The following is a 24514-nucleotide window of genomic DNA, read 5'->3' as shown; positions in this document are numbered from 1 at the left end:
CGCCCTCGCGCTCGTGCAAAACATCAAGCCGTAGACAGAAAACTCCCTCACCAACTCAAGCAAGTGCTTGAGTCACAAGGGAATCTCGTTCTTCGCTTCAGGGAACTTCAGACTAAAGGATTGAAAAAGAAGATCAAACGACAACCAGCCGCCGGGTAACATTCCTTCGTGAGGCATCACGCGGCTCAAAGTAGTTGACGCCGCCCAGCCGGCCCCTGGGCAATTTACGCGAGACCTGGATCTGGCCTCGATCAGCCGCAGGCAGTCCAGCAACCTGCAGCAAGGCAGGCAGCCTGATGAGCGATAATGACAGCCTCCGGTTAGCTGGCCGGAGCCCATCTCGCTGTATTTCAACGGATAGAATTCGGCCCTCCGAAGGCTGAGATCCAGGTTCGATTCCTGGCGGCGGGACCAATTCAAAGGCTGGAGGCGTTCGTATGCTTCCGGCCTTTTTCGTTTTCCCTCTGTAGATGCCTTCCCGGTCGTGCGAGCGCGTGCGGGGAAGTGTGCATCAATCCGGGGGCACGAGGGGGCATTTTGGGGGGCAGATTTCGTCAGTATGGGGGCATCCTGAGTCCTCCCACGCCCCGCCCTATGCGCACAAAGTGCCGCGCAGTCAGGCTGGACATGCTCGCTGACCGTACGCATCATTGAGGCATGAAGTACTGGAATGGAAGAAGACCCGCCCATGGCTCGCGTTGGGCCTATGCGACGCATGCTGCGGTGCGGAGCGACTTGAAAACCGCAGCCGCTGGGTTGTACTCTGAGTACGTCCTGCGATGGAATTCCATTGAAAACGACCTAAGTCGCAGCCTCGATGAACACACTCACGAGTTATGTGGCGCGAAATTTTCGAGTTCGCCCGTTGGCGTTATCTTTGATCAACGGGACAAAAAGGACGCCTGTTGGATTCTTGAAATCCGATTATCCGACAATTGTGTTGTCTGGCGTTCCAACACTTCTCACGCTCGCAATTTGCCGCATAAGCAGTCAGACACTAGAAGTGTGTGGCTGCACTGGGCCGGCGCCGGTGACCTCGCATTCGAGAAATGGTTAAAACAATTGCACGACGAACAATCGTACCTTCAATAGGCGGCTAGTCGCGTCATTTAACTGTCTTCACGCACGCAGTGTACCGAATTGCTCCCCGGTGCCTGTAGAGGGTCTCAGGTCGGAAGCTTCAAGTCCCGGACAGAATTCCGCACTTCAAGGCGAGGAGAGTCGACAAGATCAACTGCTTACGCAGTTCTATCGCCGCACGACACCACGCCGATGTCATTCGCCACCTAAATAATTCCGAATTGCGGGCTATTAACGAACGATGTCGAAATCATTATGAGTGACTACGTTCGCTAGTTCAATTCGGTGGCCGGTCCGCCAGTAGTGAAGATGGAATTCGTAATCAATATCATGACGCCATGCTTTCCACTCGCCGCGAGTCCTTTGAGCCTCGTTTGCCCCATCGCCTTCTCTTAACCAATGCGAGTCAGCCATATTTCGCTCGTGTATTAGGTCGGCGCAAACTCTAATTAGGCGGCTTATCTTTTGCGACGTGTTTAAGAAGCCAAGGTATCGCGCGCTTTCAATGAACGAGCGACCTATAGAAATCTTGCCCTTGATTTCTTGGACCTTTTCCCAAGGATGCTCGCTTTCAACGGCGCTTGCAATAATAAATGCATCTTCAAGGGCTACTGCCGATCCGATTTTAAATAGGCTTACAAGATTAATCCTTTGAAGGAAATGCGACGCCGGCGGGCAATTGTAAATCTGCGCCTTCAGTGCTTTTATGGAATCATCATAAGTGTTGTCCCTGAACTGCACCAGATCAACCTTGCAGCTAATTTCGATAATAGCGTCGTTCTTGTCGGTGGCGAGCGAGCCAAGGTAGGTGTTGTCCGAAAAAAGTCCGTTTGTACCAACTGTAGGCAAAGCCAAGGCAATCAATTTACATAAATGATCTTTCCACTGCGCGGGCCTGTCCTCCATTGGATCCTCGGTCAGCTCGCATTCGGAAACCAAAACATCCTCGATTTGGCCGTGCTCTTCTAGGCTCAAACTGCGATCAAGAAGTGAGATCGCCAACCTGTTTATATCTTCGAGTTGAAATGACGGCGTCGTATACAACGCGTTGAAGGCATTCGCCAATGAATGTCGGAATGGATATCGGTTCGCCTCTGCGAGCAGACTTGCAAGATCTCTGCTTCGCCAGAAAACGAAAGAGCGGCAATTTGCGCGGAGTCGCGAAAGCTCCGCAAGCCTAGACAAATACTGTAGGAGGCGATCCTGACTCGAACCCTGAAGTGTTTCCAAGTCTGGGCAAGCAAGAAGAGCGGGATCAATTAAAACGGCAGTCATTTCGCGCCGCTGCTCCTATTGGATGCGCTTTTTCGAGCGAAGTCGATTTGCGCTTGAATTATATCGGAAGCATTTCGATCTGCCTCGTCGAAAAATCCATCTGGCCAATCTAGTATTACGCCCCGATCCGAAACTTCGACATCCCGATAAAATGATTGATCACTTCGCTTTTCAACGAAAAATATCTTGATGTGCGATGCGATGGATTCATCCTTTGCCGCTACAGTAAGATAGCGCAGGCGGGAAATGAGGTACTCGCTATGAGTTTCCACAATGCACTGCTTGCCACATAATATCAACGAAACAAAAAAGTCTGCTAGCCGAGATTGCACTTTCGGATTTAGATGCAACTCTGGCTGTTCGAATACTAATGTGGTGCCGTTTTCGGCAAGTAAAGAGGACACGACGATAGGGAGTGCCTGCGACACACCAACTCCGACGTGGGTTAGGTCGTGGAGGAAACCATCACTTGATGTCGCAATTGTCAACTCGTGACCAAGTTTCCCTTTGTCCTCTGTGCCAACTCCCGTAGCAATGCCCAAGTATCCCAACCAGTCCCTTACTGCAACTGCAAGCTCACAAGTCGAACGCTCTATAGTCTTAGTGGCGCTGAACGGAAAACTTGTGCTAGGGATATACCAAACTGGAGTTGCCTTGTTGTTTTCAAGCACTGCAGCCGTGAATTCCCCTTTAAATCCAATTTCGTTTGGCTCGTTGTATCCACTTAGAGGATAGATTGCCTTCGGTTCGTCCCGCAGCGGACCCAAATACTTTATGCGATGCGAGAAAAAGTTAAAAATATAGTCGCCCGCAAAAGTCAGTGCATCCGAAACGGCCACTGCCGATATTTCTTTTCGCTGTTCCCGGCCGCTCCGCAAGAGACTTTTTATTTCTGCGCTTCGCTTGGTTAATTGTGCCAGCAGAGCTGCCTTCCCTTGGGTGCGCAGAGACGTCTGGGCCTTCGCAAGATTGATTAGATTGAAGTCGCTTTCAAGGTCGCTGATAGCGTCGCTTGCTCGGGACTTTAAATCAGTAGGAAGCCGCTCCGTGGCATTTCTGTATGCCGCCACTGCGATCGCCCGAAAATTAGATGTGGATAGGGCCTCCGCAAGTAGTCGGTGTTCTCGTCTTCTATGCTTTAGTGCGGAAATATCACTCAAGAGTTCAAACATGGCTTCGACTTCGCCGGCTATCGCATCGTAAACGACGGCAGTTGCCGTCGGGATGAAATGACGTAGAACGACGCCCGCCGGGATCGCCTGCTGTGGAATAGACGCCGCATCGCCGGCCTGTCTATATCCTGACGTCTGGTCTTTGATGGCAAACTCTATGGCTGACGGGTCGACCAAGTTCACATCACCCGCAAGGACTTTGAGGCGCTCGAGTTCAGCGACCTGTGTCCGCCCGTGTCGTTGGAACGCTAATTCGGCAGATTGATCCCGCTCGACTGAAAAATAGGAAATTCTTCCTTCCTCAAGTTGAGGTTGCAGAAGAAGGTGTTTTCTCATGTCTTCGGGAGGCCCAGCCGAAAACGTATATTTTGCCTCTACCGCCGCCATTTGAGCCCAATATTGAGTGAACGAATAAGGCGATGTGTCGGCTTCGGTAGTCCCCTTTTTCAGGTACGGTGATTCCTTTAGTCTGAATTCAATGCCGATCTCCGCCTCTTGGGCATGGTTCGATCGAATATCGACGAAGGAGCCTAAGCGTACTATTCGGCCGTTAAGTACTAGGCTCTTCGACCCCGCACTATTCTGTAGAGTTTGGGCGGTTAGTAAGATGCTCTGGATTATCGTGCTCTTGCCGGCACTATTCTGTCCGACGAATAGAGTCAACGGCTTGAAATCGAGTTTTCTCTCATCGCGTACGGATTTAAAATTTTGCAGTGTCCATTGTTCGATCATGGTAAGCATTGTCCTCGGAATGTGATGCGGTTCTGTCCAAGCGAATCTCAACAAGCAACCTCGCCACTGCAGTGATGGTCGCTGGCGGCCTCGGCCGCGCTAATCAAGCGGCGCGACTGCGAAAGACGAGCTTGCGAAGCGCATACACTGGCTGTCTCGCTCGACGCAGTACCCGAATATAGCCTCCGCTCGCGACCGCTTCCTTCGCGGTCGCAGCAGATTGTCCTATCATCGCTTGTTCTGCTTGAGGGTCCGCACTGCGTACGCGGCGCTGTCAGTGCAGTACGCTTCTGGCAAGCGTCCTTCGGGGGCGCGGTTCTAAATCTACTGGGGGATAGTCTTGGCCACAACACAACTGCAGGAATCTATCAAAGCACGGTTCCACGCGACTGAATTGCAATTGGCGGCAGCGATAGGGGGCGAGTTGCTTGACCTCAAGGTCAAAGTAGAACGGCTCTTTAGAGAAATTCCTGATCCCCTGCTCGCCGCACAGGATGTCCGGGGCCTGCTTCATATCGCAGATGAAACGGACGCGATTGTTGAGGCGCTGACGGAGTTGACACAAGAAGGTGTACTTGAAAAAACAACTACGACCCAGCGTGCGCTTGACCCTGAAGGCATTGCTCTTTATAGATTAAAGGACGTTGAAATTAAGCGCCTCAAGGTGTACGGGACTGCTTCAAGAATCTCGCTTAACGAGATCCGATTGCAGTTTACATTGGATGGAAGGGCGATACGATCGTTCGCTGCAATTGATAGACTTGATGCAATTGCTGGCACCGGAAATCAACGTGACGAAATCGTGAAGCACGTCAAAGCAATTGCGCAAGGGATGGAAGACGGAGTGCAAGTGCCGAACTCTGTGATCTTGATCTTCCACGACAATGTATTCGCGTGGGATCCAAAAGACGGCGATGTTGTTCCTGAATCTTTTGTTGTATGTCGCTCACTCGCCGAAGAATGGTCTTCAGTGCCACACCCGTCTATGCCAGGGCGTATAGTCCAAGATGTAAAGGCTATTGAACTCGATATCCCATATCGGACAGCCGCTTTTGATAGTGAGAAGACCGCTCTGCTAGTCGACGGTCAACAACGGACTGCTGCGCTATCGCTGGTGGACATCGAAGTCGTCCCATCGTACCAATTGTCCGTGAACGCACTCGTTGGCGACGCTTCTGAGGCGAAGCAGACATTTCGAGTTGCGAATAATACGGTCAAGATAACTTCAGATTTTTCCCGGGCTCTCCTTGGCGCGATGGACGACGCGCCGGGGTACGTTAAACAGGAACGCCTTGTCGCGCAGGCGGTTAAGCGCCTCGCCCTCGATGATCAAGAGTCTCCCTTCTTCGGGTTGGTGAAGCACCCTGGTGTCGCTGCGAAGAAGGAGCCAATTGTTTACAACACTTTATTCGCCGTCACTTCTGCTTTTGAGCAATCGGGGTTGGATTTCGATGACAACTTCACTCGTTTGGCGGATTGCGTAAAGCGAGGCTTTGTTATTGTCAAGGAGGTGTGGCCTCAGGCATGGGGTATTAGCTCATCTCTTTCAAAATTGATGCATGGAGCAGGGCTGAGAGCTATGAGTCGCGTACTTGTCGATTTAATCGACTCGAATCACCGGAATCATGGCTTTGATATTGATGCTCCCGGCGTTTGGAGTGAGACTCGAGAGAGTATTAAAAGGCTAAGCACGCGAGTTCAATGGACAGAAGATGCGCTCCAGGGTACGAAGGATCAAAAAAGCATTTACATAAACGATATTCTCAATAAGCAGAACACGAATCAAGATATTGAAAAGCTAACGACCTTTCTGCAAAAAGAAGTCACACTGCTTGATAAGAAGGCTTCAACTGCGCCAAGGTAATTGTGCAAAATGAAGGATCTGATCGCGTTGTTTCGAGAAGCCCTTGATGTATTGATGACGGAGTCTCCTCGAATTCCGTTCAACGACTCCGAGGCGATCGCACAGTTTCAGGCGATACTTGCGATCCGGAGACTCTGGAGTGCCCTGCCCAATTCACGACTAAAGGAAGATGCCAAGGCGGCTTATATGACCGCTTTGCTGGGCACGCCACCGTCGGAAGAGCACCTAGCGTTGGCGACACGAAGTCTTCGCAAACGACGACTCACAGAGGAGGAAGTAATTTCGCTGGAGATTCGACAGGGCAGCAGATGTGCACTGTGCGGAGTGTTACTCGTACGCGACGCAAATCCCCACGTTGATCATGTGGTTCCGGTGAGTCTTGGCGGGTCGGAAGAAATCTCGAATTTTCAACTGTTGTGCGGTGAATGTAATCTTGGCAAAGGTGCCAGTCTTCATTGGTTGATGGCGCTTCCCTTTTTTGATGAAAGACCTGGAAACGAGCCGTCGCTAGGCTTGCGCTACTCAGTTCTTAAGCGTTTCAAGGGCCGTTGCTTTCATGACGATTGTGAAAACAATAGTTCAATATGCCCAGTGTTCGTTGTTCCGTACGTTGGTGTTCCCGAGGGTGGGCGGGTGATTTTTGATAATCTTGTGGTCTATTGTGAGACGCATCGAGCAGAAATTGCTAGTGCTCAAATGCGACGCGCGAAGGCCGCGATGAGTCGTCGCAAAGTCGGGGGCTTCGGGTTTGGGGTTTGACTTAAATTGAAATATGGCCGGCGCCCCCAATGGGTATTGCGTATGTTTCCTTCCCCGTGCGCGAAGTTGGGTCGCTTTTATGCTGTTCACGCAGGACACATCGATCTCCGCTAGCCTGCCGCTCGATCGCAACTGCGCTTAAATTGGGCAAGCACCTTTCAGGTTTGTGAAAATGAAACTGCAAAGATTCTCCAAGGTTGCTGGTCCCAATCCATCCACCTCATCGAGAAAGTGATGATCGAGTGATGATCGAATATGCTCGATCTGCTTCCGCACAATTCCCAGATCTCGAACCATCCCAGACTCCGCATCAGGCTGTCCGGCGACCGTAATCTCAGCGAGGTAGGTACGCCCGTGAATGCGCCTGCTGCCTGCTGTATCTAGGTCACTGCGCAGTGTGTGCGCAGTTTCGAAGTAGAATTTTCGACTCAGTTCGTAAATCATCGAATGCCAATCATCTTGTGGGTTTGAACGCTGAGGCTCCACTTGGGATGGACTTGCGTGAAGTGTAGTAATACTGCGTCTTTTGCGAAGTAAAGATGTGACTTCTTTGTCCTTTTGCGCGATGATCGCGCACCAATACGCCTCTTGGCCATTGGTCAGCGATGTATTGCACGATGCATAACGGGGACTTGGGCTTCAATATATTCAGCTCTCCTCACTCTTGCGATGCCATCCCCATTGCACAACAGCGATCCGTGCTTAACCGCCTTCGCATTTACCCATAAGAAGTAAAGATGCGTCCATCTGACAAATGGCGAAAAGACACCGATTTACTACTCTTTATTGGATAGGCACAGATTTACTATCCAAAAAATGCGAAGTAATGTTGCGTCCACCGTCCCATTGCGTTGCGCTAACCCGTTGATTTGGTTGGTTTTCCAAGAATGACAGAGGACATATCTTTACTACTCTTCACGGTCATGCCGGCATCCGGGAATACGGTGTCCCAACCCGAGAACGGCTGGTTGGGGGTCGTGGGGGAGGAGTGAGAGAGCGGCGTCCAACAGCAGAACGAAGCAAGGGCGCTCTGTTTCCCAACCAGGCAAAACCCAATCTGAGGTTGCTGCAACTCACTGCCAGACAAGGTCGTTCGATTCAGGAGAGCATCATGCTGACCAGTCCCTCGGTCCACACCGCATCGGAATTCGAGATCCGCTTTCAGTCGCTGTTTCGCGAGGGACGCGCGTTGGCCTTTCCCTGCGACAGTCGCGGATTGGTCGATCTCGATGCGATGGGCGAGGCGGCCCGCAACAACTACCCTTTTCGCACGCGGAATGATCGGCCGCGAATACGCGCTGCCGTTCGTCCGGGAGAGAGCAACGCGCTGAGGAAGAAGGCACGTCCGGGGCGGCTTGAGGCCGGCGCCAGCGCCAACTACCTGGTCTTCCTGGCCGCTTTGCGGCGAGCCGCGCCAGGCTTGCCCATGTCCGCGAGCGCTGTTGCAAGCAGGGCCCGTGTGCCCGCATGCGATTGCTTTTCTTCAACCATCTGCCGCGCAAGGTCGTCCAGGCGCTGCTGCAGCGCTGCGACTTGCGATTGGGCTTGCACGAGCGAGCCTGACTGAACGACGAGCTGATCGCGAAGCTCACGCTCCAGATGCTGTGCGGCCTGCTGTGTCTCGCGCACCATCCGGCGGCCGGCCTCCAGCGTCTGGGCCGCGGCTTCCTCGCTTCGCAGGCGCTGTTGCTGTTCCCGGGCCAGTACGGCTTCCAGCTGCTTCGAGTCTTGGCGCGCCCGGTCGACCTCCTCATGTGAGTGGCGCTCTTGGGCTTCGTGACTTTCCCGCTCCTTCCTCAAATCCTTGTCGCGCTCGGCCAGCGCTGCGGCCTGCTCTTGCCGGAGCACCTCTTTGCTAGCATGGGACTCTTGGAGGAGGGCGTTCAGGCGGGCAATCTCCTGTTCGGACGTAGCCCGCAGTCGAGCGATCTCTGCAGCTTGTTCGCCCAATTGACGCTCAAGGCCTTCGCGCGCCTGCTGCGATGAGGCCAGCGCTGCATCCAGGCTCACCCGGGCCTGTTCGAAGGCGGCTTCACGCTGCGCCAAATCGGCCTGGCCAACCGCAAGCACATGGCCCGCTTCCTCGAGCTGCGCCCGCGCGCTTTCCAGTTCCTGCCGCTGGACATCCTCGGCCTCGCGCCGCGCCGTCTCCCACAGGAGCCGCGTGGCATTGCGCACCGACACCGGCACGCCGTCCGCATCGTTGCCCGCCGCGAGATTGGCCGAGGGATTCACGCCACCGGCCAGCCGTGACGCCAGCGTGCCGAACCAGCGCTCGAGCATCGGGCTGACGGTATTCGGGGACCCGCGCCCGATCTTCAGCCGCACGCGCTCGATGGTGGGCCGAAGGCCTTCGGCGAGCAGCGCGTCGGCTGCTTTAAAAACATCCTCTTCCTGGATGCCGCGTGTGCTTCTGATTTCCCGGATTTCACTCATATGGACCTCAAACATTCTGGCGTTGACGCGCCCTCTTCCACTCTATTTTTACCCTCGATAAGGGAGTGTTATCGTGACTTATCGATGTATAATGTAGCAAATCATATGTCATATGTATGAAGATTTCCATGGATCCCGAAAACTCGCACCCGCTCGTGAACATGGCCGAATGGCACCCCGTGCTGGAGCCGGCGCGGCTCACGCAAACGGCCGAGGTCGCAGCCCGGGCGCTCCTGCGCGAAGGCGAATCCGCGAACACCCGCGCGTCCTATGCCTCGGCCATGCGCTACTGGTGCGCGTGGTACGCGGCGCGCTACGGCCAGGCGCTGGCGCTCCCGGTCCCCGTGCCGGTGGTGATCCAGTTCATCGTCGATCACGCAGCGCGCAAGGCCGATGTGGATGATGTGGACGCGGACGAGGCTGGCGAAGGCAACGGCAACGCGATGGGCGCGCAACCGCCGGCGAGCTCGACATCGGCTGCCAGCGCCAAAACCCAACTCGTGCATGAACTGCCGCCGGAGATCGACCAGGCGCTGGTGGACAACGGCTACAAGTCAAAGTTGGGTGTGCCGGCGCTCAACACGCTGGTGCACCGCATTGCGGTGCTTTCCAAAGCGCACCAGCTGGCCAAGGAAGGCAACCCCTGCGCCGACGCCCACGTGCGGGAACTGCTGGGCCGCACGCGCCGCGCCTACGCGCAGCGCGGGGCGCGTACCCACAAGCAGCGCGCGCTCACCAAGGATCCCTTGCAGCTCGTACTTGCCACTTGCGACGAGACGCTGCGCGGGAAGCGCGATCGCGCCCTGCTCCTGTTTGCCTGGGCCACCGGTGGACGGCGCCGCTCCGAAGTGGCCGGAGCGACGTTCGAGAACTTGCGGCGAGTCGACGCCAAATCCTATATCTACACGCTGACGCACTCCAAAACGAACCAGACCGGGGCCGAACGCCCGGAAGATGTGAAACCGCTTGTCGGCAGCGCGGCGCTGGCCATGCAGGCCTGGCTGGCTGCCAGCGGGATCAAGGAAGGCGCCCTCTTCCGCCGCATCCGAAAGGGCGGGCATCTGGGCGAGCCGCTGGCACCGGCGGCCGTGCGCGACATCGTGAAGGAGCGCTGTGCGCTGGCCGGTGTCGAAGGGGAGTTCTCCGCGCACTCGTTGCGAGCTGGGTTTGTCACGGAAGCCGGCCGCCAAGCCATGTCGCTGCCCGAGACCATGGCCATGACTGGGCATCACAGCGTCGCGACCGTGATGGGATATTTCCGCGCCGAGAGCTCGCTCAACAGCAAGGTCAGTCGCATGCTCGACGAGGAGTGACAGTCGGGCGAACGGAACAAGCTCGCACCCCGCTCCGATCGTCTTCGGCCTTGCTCTGCCTGCTGAGACGAACTTTCATGCCACCCCAGTTCAGGCGACAAACCTCCCTATGATGATAGGAAGAGTTATCACAATAGCATCGTGGATGCATCCAGCGTTTCGCTCTTCGGTCGGTGGTCGAATCACGATTCAATGCGGTCGGAGCGGGCTATTGGCCGCGCTATTGCCAGCGTGTCGTGGGGAATGCGATCCTTCGGCGCGGCCGGTCTACGACGCAGTTGGGCCCATGGCAGTCGGTGGGCGTCGCGCTGCCAAGGGCTGCAGCGCAGTGGTTGCGGCCGTCCCCGGCCGCCTAGCAAATTCACGCTGTGACCCCGAGTGCAGTCTTTCAGGCGCAGCGATGATCTCTGACCCTTCGACCGGTTCCAAGGTACTGCAGTCATAGTCCGCCTGCATTGCCTTTGGCCGATCCCCGCAATTGAGAGTTGAGCGGCTGTCATCTTGGCCGCCCGACTGGCGATGCGGGCCGCATTTACGCCATGCCAATGTCATTGGGGGCGTCGCCAGGCAAGTCGTTCGGGTGAATAGGATCTGACGATCAACGCCAGACCAGGGGCGATTGCCGGATTGCCGCTCGTCCAGGTATTGAAGTTCGACCCGGATGCTCAGTGTGAAGGACCCAACCCGGCGCTCTCTCCCCACCATCAGCCAGACACGATGGACGCGGCAAGAGCAGTTCCTCGGCGTTCAAGCCCCGGCATGGAATCACAGCAGCATCAAGATGAGCCGTTAGAGCCCGCGTCGCCGATTGGCCTGCATCACGATGAAGATGGCTGCTGATGCCGGGTGCCGAAGCAGCAGCGACGCGAACGCTGCATGTTGCACCGCTCATCGAGCCCTGACGTCATGAACGGACCGCGCTACCCCGCGCTGTACCAGATCAACACACGGGTTGCGCTGACCGGGTTGTCGCGTTCCCTGGGCCGTGCCGCGACGCTGGACGACATCGGCGATGCGCAACTGGATCATCTCGCGCAGTCGGGATTTGACTGGATCTGGCTGTTGAGCGTCTGGCAGACGGGTGCGGCGGCACAAGCCGTCTCGCGCAGCCATCCCGAGTGGAGACGCGAATTCGAGCGCACCCTGCCCGATCTGCACGACGAAGACATCGGGGGCTCGGGTTTTGCCATCAGCAGCTACACCGTGCATCGGGATCTGGGCGGCGACACGGCGCTTGCAACCTTGCGCGCACGCATGAACGAGCGGGGATTGCGCCTGATGCTCGACTTCGTGCCCAACCACATGGCTCCCGACCACCCCTGGGTGCGGGATCATCCTGGCTACTTCGTTCACGCAAGCGATGCTGATCTCGCGCGTTCACCCCGCAACTACCGCCGCGTGATGACGAGAGACGGCGAGACCGTGATGGCTTTCGGTCGCGACCCCTACTTCGACGGCTGGCCGGACACGCTGCAACTGAACTACGGCAACCCTGAACTGCAGGAGGCGATGGTTGGCGAACTGCTGCGGATCGCCGGCCAATGCGATGGCGTGCGGTGCGACATGGCCATGCTCGTCTTGCCTGAGGTCTTCGAACGCACCTGGGGAATCAAGGCCGAGCCTTTCTGGCGCAAGGCCATCGCGGCCGCCCGCGCCCGTCATCCCGCATTTCTTTTCATGGCCGAAGCCTACTGGGACCTGGAGTGGACGCTGCAACAGGAGGGCTTCGACTACGCCTACGACAAGCGCCTGTACGACCGCCTGCACGCACAAAGCGCGCGACCTGTGCGAGAACACCTGTGCGCGGGCATGGACTATCAGGACAAGCTTGCGCGCTTTCTGGAAAACCACGACGAGCCGCGTGCGGCATCAGCCTTTGCGCCTGAAGTTCACCGGGCGGCGGCCGTCCTGAGCTTCCTGTCGCCAGGCTTGAGGTTCTTTCATCAAGAGCAATTCGAGGGTCGGCGCGTGCGCATTTCGCCGCATCTCGTCCGCGCGCCCGATGAGCCTGTGGACACTGCACTGGCGCAGTTCTATGCCTTGCTGCTTTCCATATTGCGCCGGCCCGTGGTACGCAATGGCGACTGGTCCTTGCTGGAATGCGTTCCGGCATGGAGCGGCAACACGAGCTGCGACAACTTCATCGTGTATCGATGGGCATCGCCGCCAGGCGAGTGGCTGCTGGTGGCGGTGAACTATTCGCCGCAGCAATCCCAATGCTTTGCAAGACTTCCATTCCCGCAGATGAGCGGACGCACGCTGAGCCTGCAGGACCTCATGGGTGCGTCCGTCTTCGAGCGGCCGGGCGATGACCTGCTCGACCGGGGCCTGTTCCTGGACATGCCCCCGTGGGGTCTGCACGTCTTGGCCGTTCACTGGCTTGCATGATGTCGTCGAAGGCCTGACGGCCTGGCCACCAGGCAATACGCACCGTGCCCGAGCTTCGTAAGATGCAGTCCTGATGGATGACTTGCCGCACCTGTTCGAGGAACTGATGGCGTTCATCGCGGTTGTCGACGCGGGCGGATTCAATGCTGCGGGCGATCGCTTCGGTGTGCCGCCCTCGCGCCTGAGCCGCTCGGTCGCCGCGCTTGAAAAGCACCTGGGCGTGAGCCTGCTGGTGCGCACGTCACGGAGGTTCGAGGTAACGGACATCGGTCGGCGCACCTACGAGGATGCCGTGGCCACCCGGGCGCGATTGCAGGATGCCGTCGCCGCCGCACGGGAATCGCAGGGCGAGCCCACGGGTCTCCTGCGCGTGTCGTGCCCGATGGTGCTCGCATCGGCCGCGGTGGGCCGCGTCGCGATCTCGTTCATGACGCGCCACCCGGGCGTGCGCGTCTTGATCGAATCCACCGACGGCCGCAACCGGCCCTTCAGTGAACCGGCGGACCTCGCCATCCAGCCGAGCCTGCAGCCGCTACGCGACTCCAGCATGGTGGCCCGCAGGCTCATCGAGGCGCGATACGTGGTAGTGGGTGCACCGCATTTGCAGGACGGCATTCCCGCCACGCCTGGCCCCGCGGATTTCCCATGCTTCCCCGCCGTCGGGTGGACATTCTTCCCGCACCCGGCGCGCTGGTCGCTGCGGCATCGCGAGCATGGACAGCACGAGATTGCCGTGGACGTGCGCTTCACCACGGACAACCTGATGCTGGTGCGCGAAGCTGCGCTTGCAGGCGTGGGTGTGGCGCAGTTGCCGTACTCGCTGTGCCGGGACGACATCGATGGCGGCCGGCTGCGTTTGATTGCGCCCGACTGGTCGCCGCCCCAGGTCGGCATCTACGTGCTCTACCCTTCGCGCCGCGCGCTCACACTGGCAGGCCGCAAGTTCATCGAAGCACTCAGTGAAGACATGGCCTCGCTCGATCGCGCCCCGGCGTGACGATTCGTCGTTCCAACCCTGGAACGCTGCATTGCAGCAGCGACCTTACCCACGGCATGCGTTCTTCCTAGCATCCGGTGCAGCCGCAAGTTCCGCGGCATACCGAGAGGAGATCCATGCACATCGATGTTCGTCCTGCGGCAAGCACACGCCGCCGCTTCCTGCTTTCCGGCGCCGCGTTCGGCGCCGCGCCTCTCGTGGGCTGTGGTGGAGGCGGTGGCACTCCTGTCGCCACGACGGCCGCTGGCAGTTTCCAGGGCCAGTCTGAGGACGGCGTGGCAACCTGGCTGGGAATTTCATACGCGCAGCCGCCCGTCGGGCCCTTGCGCTTCCAGGCGCCGCGGCCGGTGCAGCCGGCGTCCGGCGTCGTCGAGGCAAGCGCTTTCGGCGCGGCCAGCCTGCAGACCATCGTCGGCACGGTGTCGTGGATCTACCCACCCCAGGACGTACAAAGCGAAAACTGCCTGACCCTCAACATCTGGAGCCCCCATGGCGCTCAGGGACTGCCGGTGATCGTCTGGCTCCATGGTGGCGGCTTCCGCACGGGCGCGACGCGCATGCCCTTGATGAACGGCAAGTCGCTTGCGCAGCGCGGCGTGGTCGTGGTCACCGTGAACTATCGGCTCGGCGCACTCGGATTGTTGTCGCATCCGGACTTCGCCGATTCGCAGAACGGGACGTCCGCGAACTGGCAGATGCAGGACATGGGTGCAGCGCTTCAATGGGTCCGCGCCAACATCGCCGCATTCGGCGGGGACCCGGGGCACGTGTGCGTGGTCGGGCAATCGGGCGGCGCGATGCACACGATCATGTTGGCGCAGAACCCCGCGTACCGCCCGCTGTTCCAGAAAGCAGTGCTGCTCAGCCCGCCCAACGTGTCACCCCCTGCCTCGTTGACGGCATCCGATGCCGCGGCCTACACCGAGCTGCTTGCGAAGACCCTGGGCACCACGCCGCTTGGCCTGCGCGATGTGCCCGCGCAAACGCTGCACGCGGCTGAGCTGGCGCAGAGCGCGTCGGCACTGCCGGCGAATTTCACTTCCGGCAGATCGCCCTACAAGCTGGCACCGGTCATCGACGGCGCGACGTACCTGGATGACTGGACACGGCGCGACTGGCCGACGGATTTGCCGGTCGTGATCGACTACACGCTCGACGAAGGCTCGTTCTGGTGGGACATCTACGATCCTGCCACGAACACGATGCTCACGCCCGCGCCGCCCCCGACGCTGCCGGCGGTCAGGGCGGCATTGACGGCCCAACTGGGCGGACGCGCCGATGCCGCCAACGCCGTCATCGACGCCTACACGACTGCCGCGATCGCTGAAGGGCGCACGACGGACCCGGCTTCGTTGTGGATCGACATCTTCGGTGACCAGTTGTTGCGAAACTTCGGCACCCGCTACGCCGCGCGCCTGGCCGCGGCCGGCGTGCCTGTTCGCTACAGCACCTACATGCACGCGGTACAGGCGCCGGGACGCGGCGTGCCCCATTGCGCCGATGTTCCGATGCTGTTCGGCACGTATTCACTTGACTATTACCGCGCCAAGGTAGGAGCGGGTCGGGAGGAGGCTCGCCTGGCCGACCAATTCGCAGGCGCTATCGTGTCATTTGCGCGCGATGCGCAGCCGATTCTCGCGAGCGGCGCCGCCTGGCCTGTGTATCAACCAGGAAGCAACACGTCCGTTCGTTGGGGTGAGAACGGAACAGGTGACGCGGTGATCGGTGCAGTGCCAAAGCTGGATCAGCTGGCCGTGTGGGACAGCGTACTGGGGTACTGAACCTTGGCGGGTGGTCGCCTGACCGGCAGGCCCCGCGCGACATTGCACTCAAAGCCGGGCGCGGGTTGGCGGCATCGTGGTGGCAGAGCGCATCGTCGCCAGACTAGCCCGTGCCGCCATGCTTCCTGTACGCCGCCGCCATCTTGGTGTCGTACTGGAACTTGGCGAACTCCGGCCCGTTGTAGGCGCGTGCGAAGCCGGCCCAATCGCGCTTGCGGATCGCTTGCAGCAGACGCGCATCGCCCCGGATGAAGTTCACGAAGGCCTTGAGGTGCTCCGCCTCGGAAATGGTCATGGTCGACGCATAGTCGTCGACCGAGGCGAAGCCGCAGGCCTTGAAGTTTTCACCCAGGATCTGGAACATGCCCCACGAGGGTGCCTTCAACGCGGCCGTGCGATCGAGCTGGATCGCCTGGGCGAGCCGCTGGTACTGCTTCTCGCCGTTGCCATAGGTGCCCGGTGCATAAGGGCGGCGCAGGCCCGAGACGTCGGGGAAGCTCGCATCGAACTTGCCCTTGGGGTCGGTGCAGCGCGCGAAGACATGGCGCTCGTAGAGGATCTTCGGGCGTTGCATCGCATCAAACCCGCCGCCGCGCGACTCGACCTCGGCCACCGCCTTCACCGCCGCCACCTCGCACCCAAGGGCTTGGGCCGCGTCGGCAAAGTCGCCTTCGGCGAGCGGCCCGCCGGTGAAGTTTGCAAAGAATCCATCCGGCATCGCGACACCACCCGGCGCCGCGGCGGCGGCAGCCATAGCCACGCCGCGGGTGCGGGCGGCCGGCGCTGCCTCCGGCTCGGCCGAGAGCTTGTCGAGTTGCGCCGCCGGATCGACGATGGCCTCGCGCTTCGCCGCCGGCGCCGTGGTCTTGCGTGCAGCCTTCTTTGCGACGGGATTCGCGACGTCACTCGTCTCTGCAGCCTTCGCCTTGGGGGCAGCGCGTGACTTGGCAGCCGCGCTCTTGCTGGCACGCTTGGCCGGTGTGGCGGCTGGTGTCTTCTTCTCGGTCATCGCGATCTCCTCGTTCTACGGTGGTGGATGTGCAGGTTGGGGGCGCCGCAATACCACGCTCCCGGCCATGCGGTCGTGGAAAGTCTGCCGGCGCTTGGTGAATGGCTGCGGCAGGAAGCCAAGAAGGGCCAGATAGGACAGCAGCCGGTACGCCATCAACACCGTTGCCGAGGCCCAGGTCATCCGGTTGCCCTGCAGATCGGTCCTGAAGATGCCCATGGCACGCATGCCGATGGTGGCCTGCGGGGAAAAGACCAGTTGAGGCACCTCGTACAGCCATGCAAACAGCAGGCACAGCGCGAGCATCGTCAGCGAACTGCCATCCTCGTGCGCGCGGCCCTTCATCGGGAACACGAACTCGAAGATGCGGTCGGCAAGGGACAGCAGTGGTATGTACAGCACCCAGTCGATCATCCAGGCCACGATTCGCCGCAGGGTCGATGCATAGGTGGTGCCGTGAACCTCCACGGCTTCGCGCTGCTGCGTCGCCGCCTTCACCTCCAGGGGGCTGCGCCCGCCGGCAGCGACAACGGCCCGCAGGACGCCGCGATAGGCCAGCCAGCGATGGAGCCGCCGCGCAGCCGCGACCAGTGCCATGCCCAGCACGATCAGTGCTTCCAGCGAGCCGTATCCGGCCAGGTACTCGTCCAGATTGTCCAGCGACAGGACCGGCAGGCCTTCGCGCAGGAAGTTGAGGCGTCGCGCGACCGAGCCCAGCACGATCACCATCAGCAAGACCATCCAGCGGCTCCATCCCTTCTCCCATCGCCGCTGGACTTCTTGCCGGGCCACTTCGGCCGCATGCGTGTCGAAGCTCTCGCGCAGAAAGGCAGCGGCGACCGCGAAGTCGTCGTCGGCGGCCGCATAGCGCCGGGCCCAGCCTTCCGAGGGCTTCACGGCGGCGTGCCAGTCGATGGCGCGCTGCAGCTCCGGGTTTCGCAGCAATCCCACCTCGCCTTGCAACCTCTTTCGCGCGCGCAGCACCAGTTCCTTGTACTGGTCGCGCGAGCGTCGTTCCGTATCGACCCAGTCGCGCAGGCGGTCCCACTGGCGGATCAGGCTCTCGTGCGAGATGTCGATGCGCGGGTCTTCGGGCCTGCCGTCGGCCGATGCATGCACGAAGCTGCGTCCGCCTTCCTCGAAGCGCCGCACGACGTCCTGCACGACCTCGCGCTGTGCGCCCGCGGCTGCCATCAGTTCGGTGATGCGCGCCGGGCTGCGCACGCGGCGCTGGCTGAGGTCCGTGTCGGTCAGGCGCCCGAAGATGCGCTCGACAACTTTGATGTCCAGCCCACCCAACGCGGCCTCGGCATCCTGGTCGAGCGCACCCTCCAGCCCGCCTACCGCTTCGAAGTGCTGCAGGTCGATCGGGCCGATGCAGCCCCCGCGTTCCCACGCGTCCCAGGTGCGCAGCAGCGCATGCTGCAGCACGGGCAGGCGGTCGAAGCGGTCCCCGAGTTCGTTGAGCACCCGGTCCAGCAGCCGCGGCGCAACCCGCGCATCACGCAGCATCGCCGGGCACTCGACCGCATCGCGCAACTGCTCGCGCGTCATGCGCGGCACGAGGTAGCGGCCCCGGTTGAGCGCTTCCGGCAAGCCGTGGAACAGGTCGCAATCGCCCAGGAAATCCGTGCGCATGGTGAGCGTGACGTAGATCGGCAGTTCCCGCTGCTCGGCCAGTGAAAGAAGGAGGTCGACGAAGTCGGCGGCTTCGGCAATGCGTCGCGCACGTTCCTTGCGGCGTGCGAAATCGGGCGAGAAGGAGTCCTCCTCGTTGTCGAGGCCGCGGAAGGCAAAGATCTCCTCGAACTGGTCGATGAGCAGGAACAGGTTGGCGTTTTTCTCAAGCCGCCCGCGCAGGTAGTCGAGCACCCCGGCGGTGTGCGATTCGCGCATTTCGCGCTCGAGCGCCGCAGCGGCGGGCGGGTCCTTCGCTTCGGTGAGTGCCTCGACCAGGCCGGCCGCGAGGTTGGCCAGTGGCGCGTCGCCGGGCTTGATCTGCACCATGCGCCAACGATCGCGGTCGTCGACCAGGAAGCCCGCGAGCAGGCCCGGCAGCAGGCCCGCTCGCACCAGCGAGGACTTGCCGCTGCCGGAACTGCCGACCACGCCGAGGAAACGGTGCCGGCGCAGGATCTCCATCAGCTCTGCCGTCTGCTGCTCGCGGCCATAGAAGTAGAGGCTGTCCTCCGCGAAGAATGGGCGCAGGCCGACGTAAGGATTGCCCTCGGGCTCGGCAAAGAACTCGAGGACGGCGCTCATTCGGCCACCTCCGTGCTGCGCACTGCCGTACTCGCTTTGGAAACGCCACTGCGGCTCATGGCCTGTCTGCCTCGGGGAACAGCGCATCGACCCAGCTGCGATCGCTGTCGTTGAGCGCGCTGATGTCAAAGCTCGCGCGAGAGAGCTGGCCGCCCTGCTCTGCCGGCGCCTGGGCCGAATAGCGCGCGACGAGCAGCGGCACGCGTGCCTTCATCGCCGACTTGAGGATCGCCAGCTTGCGGTTCGTCACCCAGCGCTTGTCCACCGAGCCTGCGACGATGATGTAGAGGGCCGTCTTGCGCACCGTGTCGTCCAGGTGCGCGAAGTCGGTGGCCGACGACGTGAGCAGTTCGGTGTTCACGTCGTGCGCCTCGAGATAGCTCACGAGATCGATGGCGGGCTCTTCGTCGCCCGTGTGGGCGTCGACGAAGGCGGTCTGGCCGCCCATTCCCGGGCCAGTCGCCGGGTCCGGCGCCAGCGCGGCCTCGCGCGCCGCGCGCACGGCGTCGAGCTTGACCTGCACCGTGTCGAAAATCCGGTTCTTGTCGGCGACGACCAACTCGAATCGCGCCTGGTCGCGCGGCAGCCTGGCAAGCTCATCCAGCCTGGCCGCATAGGCCGCATTGCCAACGCTGGCAAGGTCCTGCTGCGTGATCAGCACCAGTTGCGAGCGCGCCGCCTGGAAGGCGATGTCCAGTTCCACCAGCGGGTAGGTGCGCAGCGGCTGGTCGTCGTCCACGTCGAGCCGCCGGCCCGCATTGGCGCCCAGCAGGTGCACGCACAGGTCGGCGCTTCGCACGAGCGCATCCACGGCGCTCGCGTGCGCGTCCTCGTCGAGCGGCACCTTGTCGATCACCTGCACGTCGGGCAGCGCCTGCAGAGCCCTGGACAGTTGTTGGTGCAGTTTCTCGCGGTCCTGGTCGGGCGTGGCGAGGAACACGCGCAAGCCGTTCTCCACGGCCGCGCCCCACGGGCTGTCAGCCGGGGGCGCAGGGTCCGGCGCGATCGGCTGGGCGGTCAAGGTCACCGCGGCGGGCAGCGTCACGCTCGGCGCGACCAGCTTCGCCGGGGCGGCTTCATCGGCGCCGGGCTCGAAGAGCAAGCCGTCCCGGGAGCGCATGTAGAGCACCGGCGTTGCCCATTCCGAGTGCTTGCTCGAATAGAGCACCTTGCGTCCTTCCGCCACGGCGGCGTCGACCGGAAAGCCCTGGGCGATGCGCTCGTAGAAGGTCTGCGCGAAGGCAATGGCGGCCTGGTCGGAGATCGGGAACTGCATCGCCACGACGGCCGGCACCCGCTCGCGAATCAGTGCGGTGGCGATGCCCGCGAAAGGATGCGCGCCGTGCCGTGCGTTGGTGGCGCCGGTGTTGCACGCATTGAGGAAGACCAGGCGCAGCGGCTCGTCCGCGAGCCAGGCGGCGAACTCATCGCCGTTCACCGGCTCGGCGCTGCCGTCCTCGTGTTCGAGCAGCAGCGTGCCGCCTTCGTCGGCATCGAAGTCGCCATGGCCCATGTAGTGGATCACGTGGTAGTCGAAGCGCGCGAGCTGGCTCAGCACCATGGCGCGCACCGGCCGCACGAAGTCCACCTGCACGCCGGGCAGGCGTGCCCAGTTCTGCTCGATGCGGACGCGCTCGGCCGCCAGGTCCAGGGGCGAACTGCCCTTGGGGTTCGACATCAGGGTGAGGATGCGCAACGGCGCAACGAAGGGGCGCGGCTGAATCGGCCTGGGCGCGTCGAGCGAACGCACCAGCGGCGATGCGGCCGACACCACCAGCGGGCGATGGCCCTTGCGGCACATGAGCTCCCAGGGCAGGCTCGCAACCTCGGCCATGCCGGGCTGCTGCAGGTTCATCGAGAGCCGGATGCGCACGCCCGTATCGGCCGTCATCTGGGCCAGGCTGTCGGTGGCCATGAACACGTCGCGGCATTCGCCCTGGAACAGCGCCTCGAACAACTCGGCGCCGAAGTCCGCGGCAGTCCTTGGCTGCGCTGCACCGGCGCCGACTTGCGGCGTGACGGTTCCGATGTCGCGTGCGGCGCCCGCCACGCCCGTCACCGCGCCTTGCAGGTCCTGCAGGTGGAAGGGAAGGCGCAGCGTCGACTGCCCTTGCCCGCTTTCGCTGGAGGTCACGCGCACGGTAAAGCTGTCGTCCGGTCCGGGGGACACCAACACGGTGATATCAAAGTACTTCTTCATCGGCTACCCTGACCAGCGCACTTCGCCGAGTGCCTGCTGGCCGGTGCCGGAGCTGAAGTAGTTCAGGTGGTGGCAGGCGACATTCTTGTGCGTCGGGGTGATGGTACGCGTTCCGGCGACACCGAGGATGCTATCGACGCCGACCGCAATGTCGTTGGCCCGGGATGCGAAGAGCGCATCGAACAGGAAGCTCTGGCCGGCCTTGGCGAGCATCTGCGCAAAGAAGGCGTCCGAGGGTTCCTTGTAGGCCGCCACATCGCCGGCGAGGATCGAGTAAGGAATGCCCGGGTCTTCGCTCTGGTTGAGCGTCTTGATGAAGTCCGAGGCGGGGTTCATCTGCTCGAGCGCCGGCGTCAGCTTCCTGGAGCGGTTGAGAAGCAGCAGCACGGCACTGCTGAAGGGAATGAGCGAGGGCACGTAGTTCATGGACAGGCCGGTCAGCACGTTGATGACCTTGCGCGCATCCTCGATCCGGCCGAAGGGCGAGCCGTTGTTCGGCGTGCCGCACATCACCAGGTGGTCGACCACCTGCTTGCCGCCCTCGCGCTCGATGAACCAGCGAGACACCAGCCCGCCCATGGAATGCACGAGCAGCGTGAGCCGCTTGTCGTCCCCCTGCTGCAGGCCAGCGGCGGCCAGTTGCGCCTTGAGGTTTCGCGCGGTCTCCTCGATCGGCGTGCTGAGGCTCTCGTAGTCGTAGGTCAGCACCAGGTCGAACTGCTTGTCGAGCCCGCAGGCGCGCACACCCGCGGCCATGCCCTCGGTGTCGCCGATGATGCCGTGCACCAGCAGCAGGACGTTCTTCGCAGCGCTCACCTTGTCCGCGACCCCGCTCCTCTGATAAGTGAAGCTGCCGTCGGGCAGGTATTCGATCCAGCGCAGCCGGTTGACCTGATCCTGCTTCAGGTAGGTCTTGAAGAAGTAGAGCTTGAGCGCGCCGCCCAGGCTGCGCCGCTGCTCGATCGTTTCAGGCAGGTGGTCGATGCGGATCTGCGTGTGGCCCTGTTCGTCCTTGAAGGTCTCGCCGCCGAGCAGCACATGCCGGCCGTCAAAGACCACGGGCAGGATCGCCTCGTCGTCGGCCAGTGGCACGTCCAGCTCGATCTGGAGCGGATCATCCGCCAGCGCCGCGGCGTTCTCGATGTTGCTCAGCTCCAGGATGCTTTCGTTGGCGCCACGCGTGGCCGCGAAGTTGAGCATCTCCAGGCCCTGGCGCTCCAGCGCCTGCTGGAAGCCGGGACCGCCTTCCATGCCGCGCGCCGGCGACTTGGCCGCGCTCAGGCTCAGGTCGGCCTTCACCCTGGCGTGCGCCTTGACCTTGATCCTGCCCTTGGCGAGCGTGGCATCCGCCGCGCCGACCTGGTCGAGCCTGCGAATCACATCGATGCGGCACAGCCGCGTGAACCACTCGTTCTCGTGCACCATCTTGGCGATGGGTTTCACGCTGCCGATGGCCCGCGTGCCGCGCACCACCTGCCCCAGTTCCAGCGCCTCCTGGCCGAGCAGGAAGTCGTCCACCTTCTCGGTGCTGACGATGAGCTTGAAGTTCTCGATCGCTTCGTTGACGCCATCTTCAAGATAGAAGTAGTCGCTGGGGTCGTCACCCCAGAGCGTCGTGAAGCCTTCGCCGGGCTCGACCGGTTCGTTGCGCAGCACGTGGATGCCGAAGGCGGCGGAGAAATACGACAGCACCATGTGCAGCGTCTGGGCCGTGCGGTTGCGCACCTTGAGCTTGCCGCGCAGTTGCAGCGGTGCGCCCGCCTTTGGCGCGTATTCAAGCGTGACCTGCGTGGACGGATGCAGATGCTCCGTTCCATCGGCCAACTGCTCGGCGAACTGGAAGTCGACCAGCGCGGTGTCCATGCGCGTGCGCAGGTTCTGCAGCGCGAGGCCGCGCTCCCACTGCACCACGTGCCGCAAGATCGGTGCCATCGCCGCGGCGGACTCGGCGGGCCGCGCGGCGTCGGCCTCGACGCCCTGGATGGCCATGCCGGTCTCGCGGTGCTTGAGCATCAGCCGGCCTGGTTCGACCTCGATGGCGTAGCTGGCCGCATGGGCGACATCGGTGAGCGCCACGGGCACGTTGCCGATCGCATCGATGGCGTTCTGCAACTCGCTCGCCTGAGCGGAAGTCCCCGCGAAATACAGCGGCATCGGCGCGCTGGGCAAGCTGGTGATCTCGGCGCGGTAGCGCCGCGTCGGGTCGGCCGTGAAGTCGAGTTGGAGCTCGCTCTTTTGCGCGCCGACCTGCACCGCGGTGGCGACGCCGGCCAACTGCGCGGGATCGTCCTCGGGATAGAGCGCCAGCGCGACCGTCTTTTCAGGCTCGGTCGGCAGGCCGTGGATCGCGCCGCCTTCCATCTTCCAGCTGCCGAGGTCGAAGTAGACGCTGTAGCGCCGCGCCGCCAGCGTGGTGCTGCGATTGAGGAAGGCGCTGGCCGCATTGAAGTGGCCGGCGGCCTCGAACTGCGGGTTCTGGTTGTCCGCGCGCTTGCGCACGGCTGCTCGACAGCGCACGAAGAGATCGGCATAGCTCAGGTCGCCACCCGACTTGCGCAGCACCTCCAGCAGCGTGCTGGTAAAGACGCCGCTCCTGTCGGCGGTCTCCTGGGCGAGCTGGGTGCGTTCGCAGGCCGCCAGCAGAATGTGCCTTGCCGCCGGAATCGACAGCGACGTGCCTTTGCGTTGGAGCTGCGCGTAGTGCCCGTCGAGGTAGCTGTCGATCGGCCGCTCGGTGCCGACCTCGTAGGTGAGCCGCGGACACAAGCCGCGAAAGGCGTCCGCGCCACGCGTGCCCGAGCCGGAGTGGCAGCAATCGAGGATCACGGCGAGGTGCGGGTTGTTCCTGGCCACCTCGCCGATGAGCAGCGCCAGTTCCTTGTCGGCCAGATCCCATCCGCCCGGCTTGCGACTGTCGATGCAGACCAGCCCTTCGTCCTTGCCGTCTGGATAGAACTCGCGAAAGGCGCCGGCCGAGGCCCAGCGTGCGCCGTGACCGCAGTAGTGGAAGAGCGCAACGTCGTCCTCGCCGGCCTGGCCCAGGTGCGCGCGAAACTGCCGGATGATGTTGTCGCGGGTCGCGTCGTGGTCCTTCAGCACCTCGACCGCGAGCGAGGAAGCATCGAAGCTGCTGCGCAGGTAGTCGTGGAAATGGTCAACGTCATTGAGACAGCCCGCCAGCTTTCCCACTTCGGCGGGGTAGTCGTTGATGCCGACCAGAAGCGCATGAAGGCGAGGCATCGCAGC

General features: G+C 61.4%; 14 protein-coding genes and 1 tRNA gene. 7 read left to right on the top strand and 8 right to left on the bottom strand.

The annotated features are described in order from the left end of the window. The first annotated feature begins 339 nt into the window (after positions 1-339). Positions 340-414 (top strand) — tRNA-Arg (locus tag QTI66_RS28670). Between the two features lie 897 nt (positions 415-1311). On the opposite strand, the gene QTI66_RS28665 is transcribed toward QTI66_RS28670, so the two are convergent. Beyond that, positions 1312-2355: a hypothetical protein gene (locus tag QTI66_RS28665; protein WP_286563615.1), complete on the bottom strand. Its 1044-nt coding sequence runs from the start codon at positions 2353-2355 to the stop codon at positions 1312-1314. Beyond that, positions 2352-4259, bottom strand: a complete 1908-nt coding sequence (locus QTI66_RS28660; RefSeq protein WP_286563613.1) for an AAA family ATPase — start codon at positions 4257-4259, stop codon at positions 2352-2354. The genes QTI66_RS28665 and QTI66_RS28660 overlap by 4 nt, the downstream gene beginning before the upstream one ends. A 340-nt stretch (positions 4260-4599) precedes the next feature. Between QTI66_RS28660 and QTI66_RS28655 the strand changes: the two genes are divergently transcribed. Together QTI66_RS28655 and QTI66_RS28650 are read left to right on the top strand one after the other, a co-directional pair. After that, entirely contained in the window at positions 4600-6123 is a 1524-nt protein-coding gene (locus tag QTI66_RS28655; protein ID WP_286563611.1) for a DGQHR domain-containing protein, read from the top strand. A gap of 9 nt (positions 6124-6132) precedes the next feature. Continuing rightward, complete coding sequence (locus QTI66_RS28650) at positions 6133-6882, top strand: HNH endonuclease (protein WP_286563610.1); 750 nt, start codon at positions 6133-6135, stop codon at positions 6880-6882. Positions 6883-7020: 138 nt separating this feature from the next. Here the strand turns inward: QTI66_RS28650 and QTI66_RS28645 are convergent, their stop codons facing one another. Further along, complete coding sequence (locus QTI66_RS28645) at positions 7021-7326, bottom strand: 6-carboxytetrahydropterin synthase (protein WP_353506228.1); 306 nt, start codon at positions 7324-7326, stop codon at positions 7021-7023. Between the two features lie 933 nt (positions 7327-8259). After that, positions 8260-9318 carry a DNA-binding protein gene (locus QTI66_RS28635; RefSeq protein WP_286563609.1) on the bottom strand — a complete coding sequence of 353 codons (1059 nt, stop codon included), beginning with the start codon at positions 9316-9318 and terminating at the stop codon, positions 8260-8262. A 128-nt stretch (positions 9319-9446) separates the two neighbouring features. On the opposite strand from QTI66_RS28635, the gene QTI66_RS28630 reads away from it, so the two are divergent. From QTI66_RS28630 to QTI66_RS28615, 4 genes are all read left to right on the top strand, one after another. After that, positions 9447-10631, top strand: a complete 1185-nt coding sequence (locus QTI66_RS28630; RefSeq protein ID WP_286563608.1) for a site-specific integrase — start codon at positions 9447-9449, stop codon at positions 10629-10631. 906 nt (positions 10632-11537) lie between these two features. Next, on the top strand, positions 11538-13019 hold the full coding sequence (locus tag QTI66_RS28625; RefSeq protein WP_286563607.1) for an alpha-amylase family glycosyl hydrolase: 1482 nt from the start codon (positions 11538-11540) through the stop codon (positions 13017-13019). A gap of 73 nt (positions 13020-13092) precedes the next feature. After that, positions 13093-14016: a LysR substrate-binding domain-containing protein gene (locus QTI66_RS28620; protein ID WP_286563606.1), complete on the top strand. Its 924-nt coding sequence runs from the start codon at positions 13093-13095 to the stop codon at positions 14014-14016. Positions 14017-14132: 116 nt separating this feature from the next. Then, the gene (locus tag QTI66_RS28615; protein ID WP_286563605.1) at positions 14133-15797 is read left to right on the top strand and encodes a carboxylesterase/lipase family protein; all 1665 of its coding nucleotides are present in this window, start codon (positions 14133-14135) and stop codon (positions 15795-15797) included. Between the two features lie 103 nt (positions 15798-15900). On the opposite strand, the gene QTI66_RS28610 is transcribed toward QTI66_RS28615, so the two are convergent. Genes QTI66_RS28610 through QTI66_RS28595 form a run of 4 tightly spaced genes read right to left on the bottom strand, consistent with a single transcriptional unit; the run spans position 15901 to position 24508 of the window. Continuing rightward, a complete protein-coding gene (locus QTI66_RS28610) occupies positions 15901-16806 on the bottom strand; it encodes an N-acetylmuramidase family protein (protein ID WP_286563604.1) in 906 nt (301 codons plus the stop codon). Between the two features lie 15 nt (positions 16807-16821). Further along, the gene (locus QTI66_RS28605) at positions 16822-19068 is read right to left on the bottom strand and encodes an RDD family protein (protein WP_286563603.1); all 2247 of its coding nucleotides are present in this window, start codon (positions 19066-19068) and stop codon (positions 16822-16824) included. A 55-nt stretch (positions 19069-19123) separates the two neighbouring features. Beyond that, a complete protein-coding gene (locus tag QTI66_RS28600) occupies positions 19124-21268 on the bottom strand; it encodes a CHAT domain-containing protein (RefSeq protein WP_286563601.1) in 2145 nt (714 codons plus the stop codon). 3 nt (positions 21269-21271) lie between these two features. After that, positions 21272-24508, bottom strand: a complete 3237-nt coding sequence (locus tag QTI66_RS28595; protein ID WP_286563599.1) for a DUF7379 domain-containing protein — start codon at positions 24506-24508, stop codon at positions 21272-21274. Positions 24509-24514: the final 6 nt, after the last annotated feature.

The organism is Variovorax brevis (assembly GCF_030317105.1).
Taxonomy (GTDB): domain Bacteria; phylum Pseudomonadota; class Gammaproteobacteria; order Burkholderiales; family Burkholderiaceae_C; genus Variovorax; species Variovorax brevis.
Note: the sequence above shows the minus strand (reverse complement) of the source record. Positions and strands in the feature narration are given on the sequence as shown.